The organism is Paenibacillus sp. MAEPY2, assembly GCF_000499205.1.
In the GTDB taxonomy this organism is placed as follows: domain Bacteria; phylum Bacillota; class Bacilli; order Paenibacillales; family Paenibacillaceae; genus Paenibacillus; species Paenibacillus vandeheii.
Genome location: NZ_AWUK01000069.1, coordinates 39,972 through 46,235 on the forward strand (window position 1 = coordinate 39,972; position 6,264 = coordinate 46,235).

Sequence of the window (6,264 nt, forward strand, 5' to 3'; positions counted from 1 at the left end):
ATGACAGGAGAAGATGCAAATGATACAACAAGAGAAAACCAGAGTGCCCAAGAGAACCGTCAAAAAACGAACTTCAATTGCAGCGTTAACTCTAGTGTTAACCATGTTAGCCCCATTATCTGCAATGGCCGCACCGGGTGCCATGAATAATAACAGTAACCTTACGTATGAGACCACGAAGAAAACGGTGATCGAAAAAGCCAAGTTACTGACGGAGACGTATGGTACAACGAGTCTGCAATATGCGCTCATTGATGGTGGAGAGATTGTGGTGTCTGGTCAAACGGGCAAGAACGATATAAACGACAGGGTACCTCTTACTTCGAATACGATCTATGGCATTGGTTCAACCAGTAAAATGATGCTGACAGCCGCTGTTATGAAGCTGGTTGACGAAGGTAAGATCGATTTGGATGTGCCCGTCGTGAACTATATCCCTGACTTTAAAATGAAAGATAACCGATACAAACAGATTACACCCCGTATGCTTCTGAATCACTCCTCCGCTCTGCTGGGCACCTCAACCAGCAATGCCACATTATACGGAGATAATGACACGTATTCACATGATACGTTTCTCGATCAATTGGCGAGTCAAAACCTGAAGGCAGATCCCGGCGCATACTCCGTCTACAGCAACGACGGCTTTACGTTAGCCGAGATTCTGGTCGAAAGAGTTAGCGGACTCGGTTATACGGCTTTTATACACCAAAATTTTACGGAACCTTTGGATATGAAACACACCAAAACACCACAGGATGTGGTTAATCCGGCAGAAATGGCGGGAATCTATTCTCCTTTTTACAAGGGACAACTCCCAAAAGAGAATTATAATGTCCTCGGTACTGGAGGTCTGTATTCTACCGCTGAAGATCTGGTCAAATTTTCTCAAATCCTCACAGGACAGGTCGAAGGCATTCTATCCAGTAAGTCTGTAGAAGCCATGGCGCAAGAAGAGTACAAAAGAGGCATGTGGCCAAAGGATAGCGATACACTTATGTCTTACGGGTTGGGGTGGGATAGTGTGAACTTGTTCCCATTCAACGAATACGGCATTAAGGCCGTTCTGAAAGGTGGAGATACGTTATCTTATCATTCTTCATTCGTGGTACTTCCGGAATACAACATGGCTGCAGCCGTTATCTCTTCAGGTGGAGCAAGCATAACCAATCAATTCATTGCGAGTGATTTATTGCTAAGCGCACTTGAAGAAAAGGGCATTATTAAAGAACGGAAACCAGAAAAATCCTTTGGTGTACCTGTGAAGGCAAGTATGCCTAAAGGAATATCCAAGTATGCAGGAATGTATGGCGGCAATAATTCGGTTATGAGGATCAACATAAATAAGGCAGGACAAATGAGTGTATCCACACTAACAGCTCCGAATAATCCGGCTCAAGAATACACCTATACAGCAGATGGTACTTTTGTTAATGAAGATGGTTCAGAAAAATTGAAATTTGTTACGGAGAAAAACGGGAATACCTACCTGTGGTCTCGTTCTTATATATCCGTTCCAGGACTCGGACAGCTGGCTTTCTCAGAATATAATGCGGAGAAGCTGGAAGCCAATGTGTTATCCAAAGAGGTTAATGCCTCATGGAAAAAGCGTGATGGTAAAAAATATTATCTGGTGAATGAGAAATACACATCAATGCTCTATCTTAATGCTACATCGATCCTGCCTATTCAGTTGAATAAAGAGAATCCAGGGTATATGTCCAATAACAAGATTACTGGAGTGAACGCAGCGGCCAATCTCTTGCAAATTCCGGGTACTGCTGGACGTGATACGATGGACATTCATTTCTCCAAAAAGAACGGAGGAGAGTATCTTACATTTTCAGGTTATGTATACGTCAGTGAGGAAATGGTGAAACCAATATATTCGGGTAAACAATCCGCAACAACCATTCAAGCAGATGGATATGCGAAATGGTTTTCGGTACCAGCTAAAGCGAAAGGAAAAGTCATGATAGTGAAGATGCCTGCAAAGGGAGCCTTTGCCGTCTATGATCAGACCGGAATTTGTATTAATCACACCGTGGTTAGCGGTAAGAATGAGGTTGTTTTACCAGAAAACGGCCGCATTGTATTTGCAGGTAACGTGGATTCCACATTTGAAATTTCATTGAAATAGATGAATTCTAGTAAGGTAGCATGCTGAAGGTAGCAAGAACATGAACAGAAAAAAGTTGCAGAATGGTATTATCCCCTTTAAGTAGACAGCCGGCTAAATAGTCGACTGTCTTACGGTTAAGCTAAGGGGCAGGTTAACGCTATATCATAAATTCTCACATGTGATTGCTTCCTGAGGATTGCAAAACCATGGAAATAGGGGAGTTTAAAATAGATGTTGTGCCGTAGTTAGTTTTATGAAAGGAAGGTATAGGGGGAGTATTTACGTTAATTTAACGAAACTAAGAAGGCAGCCGATCAAAGTAATCGGCTGCTTTTGTTCAATATGGAATTATGCAAAGAAGAAGATGTATTTATAGTAGAACAGAGTGATTTTCATCAATGAGGTAGCATGATTAGAATTCTTCGCTCTTGCTCAACGGAAGAATTATTCTTTTTTAGGAGAGTGGAAACGATGCCTACGATATTAGTTGCTGACGACGATGCGAACATTCGCAAACTCGTCTGTTTATTTTTGCGCAACGACGGATTTACAACCATCAACGCCGTAGACGGAAAGGAAGCCCTGGCTATCTATACCTCCACGCCAGTCGATTTGGTTATTCTTGATATTATGATGCCAGTCATGGACGGTTGGGCATTATGCGAGGAACTTCGAAGAGCCAATCCCGATCTTCCGTTACTAATGTTGACGGCAAGAAACGAGACCTGGGAGAAAGTACAAGCATTTCAGCTCGGGACAGATGACTATATGACGAAGCCATTTGATCCGCTTGAGTTGATGGCTCGCGTCAAGGCACTGTTGAAACGATACCGTATAGGTTTAACGCAGACCATCCAATTAGGAAACGTTATTCTGAACCGGCAGACTTATAAGGTCCTGAGGGGTACAGAGTCGTTCACCTTGCCGCTTAAAGAGTTCGAATTATTGTATAAACTTGCTGGATTACCGGGACAAGTCTATACGCGGGAGCAATTAATCGATCAAGTTTGGGGAATTAATTATACTGGCGATGATCGAACGATAGACGTGCATATTAAACGTCTACGCGAACGTTTTGCCGATATCTCCGATTTTCGTATCGAAACGGTGCGGGGACTTGGCTACCGGCTAGAGGTGCAGGAGTGACCGGCTCCCTCTATACACGTGTAGTCCTGACCTTTCTGGTCTCCGTGATCGGGGGCACAATCCTTTCTTTTCTTGCTACAACCTGGATATTTCAAGATGAATTAAACGAAAACTTACAAGGCTCCTTGCTTGACTTTGGCCAGGATATCGTCCGCATCTACGAGACATTGCCTCTACGCGAAGCAGAAATGTTTATAAGTGAAATGAAACAACTCAACTCTTACCACATTCGAATCTATAAAGCAACGGGTCAGTTTCAATCCTATGGAGAACTTAAAGGACAACATCCTTTTCTAGTGACTACAGAACAAGTGAAGAAAGTGCTGGATGGAGGAAGAGTCCAAGTTAATGGAATCGATACGATCTTCTTGGGATTGCCGATAAAAACTGAAATGGGAAGCATAGCAATGTTTGTAGAGCCCCTCACTTCCTCTTCCACCTCATTTCTTATCAAGTTTGTTGTAACCTTTTTGATTTGTTCGTTGTTAACAGGAAGCCTATTGATACTAATTGCGGCTATTTTTCTGGTAAGACCGATCAAAAAATTGACAGAAGCGACCCGGCTTATAGCTGCTGGAGATTTCAACGTCAAGCTTAATATTAAACAAAAGGGTGAGATAGGTACTTTGGCTCGCAGCTTCGAAGAAATGATGCACGATCTACAACAGCTTGAGCAGATGCGCAGGGAATTCGTAGCAAACATGTCCCATGAAGTTCAGTCTCCACTCACTTCCATTTCCGGTTTTGCTATAGCGCTCAAGCAGGTAGACATCCCGGATGACGAACGAAGCTCTTATCTCGACATTATCATCACTGAGACTGCACGGATGTCCAAAATAAGTGATAGTCTGCTAAAGCTGAGTTTGCTCGAATCTCAGTCATTGCAAATGCGACTTGCCACGCTCAGTCTGGATGAACAGATCAGACGAGTAATCGTCGCTATTCAACCCCAATGGTCGGCCCGTAACATTCAGTTCGATCTTGATTTGCAGCCCACTAAAATCACGGCCGATCATGACCAGTTAAATCAGGTGTGGATCAATATCTTCGGCAATGCGATCAAATTTTCCGAAGATGGTGCCCGAATTAGCATCAGGATCAAACAGAATATCAAGAGCGTGACGATCCGCATATCGGATTCGGGTATTGGAATTCTCCCGGAAGACCAAAAGCGTATATTTGACCGCTTCTTTAAAGCTGATCGTTCCCACAGTCAAAAATATGAAGGAAGCGGTATGGGACTAGCTATTGTAAAGCAGATCGTCTCGCTTCATCAAGGGGACATCCGGGTGGAGAGCGAATATGGACGAGGAACGACCTTCATAGTCATCTTGCCAATCACAACACCCACAGAGTGATTGGATTTCATGCCTTCTCTAGGCTATGACACCCTGTATAAACCTCCTTGCGTATGATGATGCAAACTTTTTTGCCTATTCATCCTCCGTTCATGCTGTAGTCATTAGGGGGACATCTTGGTTTGTTATATTGTCTTTAGCGCCCAGGTTAAGGTGGCTTACCACAATGATGAAGACAGGAGTAGATGCAAGAATGAAACCAAGAGAGGTAACAAAACTGAAGATGAGTGTGAGGACAGCAAGAAAGAGAAATACTATAGTTGCTGTGACTCTCATGCTGACGATACTTGCCCCAATGTCTGCAATGGCCGCACCGGCTCCCATGAACAACAGTAACCTTACGTATGAGACCGCGAAGAAAACGGTGATCGAAAAAGCCAAGTTACTGACGGAGGCGTACGGTACGACGAGTCTGCAATATGCGCTCATTGATGGTGGAGAGATTACGGTGTCCGGTCAAACGGGGAAGAACGATCTAAACGACAAGGTACCTCTTACTACGAACACGATCTATGGCATTGGTTCAACCAGTAAAATGATGCTTACAGCCGCTGTAATGAAGCTGGTTGATGAAGGCAAGATCGATTTGGATGTGCCTGTTGTGAACTATATGCCTGATTTTACAATGAAAGATAAACGATACAAACAGATTACACCCCGTATGTTGCTGAATCATTCGGCCGGGCTTCTCGGAACCTCTAGCGGTAGTGCTATACTGTATGGGGACAATGATACCTATGCACATGATACCTTTTTGGATCAATTGGCGACCCAGAATCTGATGGCAGAGCCAGGTGCGTATTCGGTGTACTCTAACGATGGATTTACATTAGCTGAAATTCTGGTTGAGAGAGTCACTGGTATGAGCTTTACGGCATTTATACACAAATATTTTACAGAGCCTCTGAAAATGAATCATACCAAAACACCACAGGATATAGTTAATACGGGAGAAATGGCGGGAATCTACTCTCCTTTGTATAAGGGGCAGCTTCCACACGAGAATTATAATATCATTGCTTCAGGAGGCATATATTCCACCGCTAAGGATCTGGTGAAATTTTCGCAAATCTTCACAGGAGAGGTCAAAGGGATTCTTTCCAACAAGTCGGTAGAAGCCATGGAGCAAAAAGAATACAGAAGAGGCATGTGGCCAGAGGATAGTGATTCTTCTATGTCTTACGGATTAGGGTGGGATAGTGTGGACTTGTTCCCATTCAGTGCCTACGGCATCAAGGCTGTTACGAAAGGTGGAGATACGTTATCTTATCATTCTTCACTCGTCGTACTTCCGGAATACAACATGGCTGCAGCCGTGATCTCTTCAGGCGGAGCAAGTATAACCAATCAATTCATTGCGAGTGAGTTATTACTTAGCGCACTTGAAGAAAAGGGCATTATTAAAGAACGGAAACCGGAAAAATCATTTGGTGTACCTGTGAAGGCTGATATGCCTAAAGAAATCTCCAAGTTTGCAGGGATATATGGTGGCAATAATTCAGTTACGAAGATCAAAATAAATAAGGCTGGACAAATGACGGTCTCCTCTCTCACGGCTCCAAGTAATCCGGTTCAAGAATACACCTATACATCAGATGGTACTTTTGTGAGTGATGATGGTACAGAAAAGTTGAAATT

General features: G+C 43.4%; 4 protein-coding genes. All 4 read left to right on the forward strand.

The features are described from left to right. Positions 1–19: 19 nt before the first annotated feature. Complete coding sequence (locus tag P364_RS0133760; RefSeq protein WP_024634380.1) at positions 20–2,140, forward strand: serine hydrolase domain-containing protein; 2,121 nt, start codon at positions 20–22, stop codon at positions 2,138–2,140. A 453-nt stretch (positions 2,141–2,593) separates the two neighbouring features. Beyond that, positions 2,594–3,268, forward strand: coding sequence for a response regulator transcription factor (locus P364_RS0133765; RefSeq protein ID WP_024634381.1), 675 nt, complete (start codon positions 2,594–2,596; stop codon positions 3,266–3,268). Then, entirely contained in the window at positions 3,265–4,626 is a 1,362-nt protein-coding gene (locus P364_RS0133770) for a sensor histidine kinase (protein ID WP_024634382.1), read from the forward strand. The genes P364_RS0133765 and P364_RS0133770 overlap by 4 nt, the downstream gene beginning before the upstream one ends. A gap of 223 nt (positions 4,627–4,849) precedes the next feature. Continuing rightward, a partial coding sequence (locus P364_RS0133775) for a serine hydrolase (protein ID WP_029881513.1) occupies positions 4,850–6,264 on the forward strand: 1,415 nt, incomplete at its 3' end.

Bases quoted from the DNA above. Each gene is read 5' to 3' on its own strand.
- P364_RS0133760 (WP_024634380.1), top strand. From the start codon at position 20: ATGATACAACAAGAGAAAACCAGAGTGCCCAAGAGAACCGTCAAAAAA.
- P364_RS0133765 (WP_024634381.1), top strand. From the start codon at position 2,594: ATGCCTACGATATTAGTTGCTGACGACGATGCGAACATTCGCAAACTC.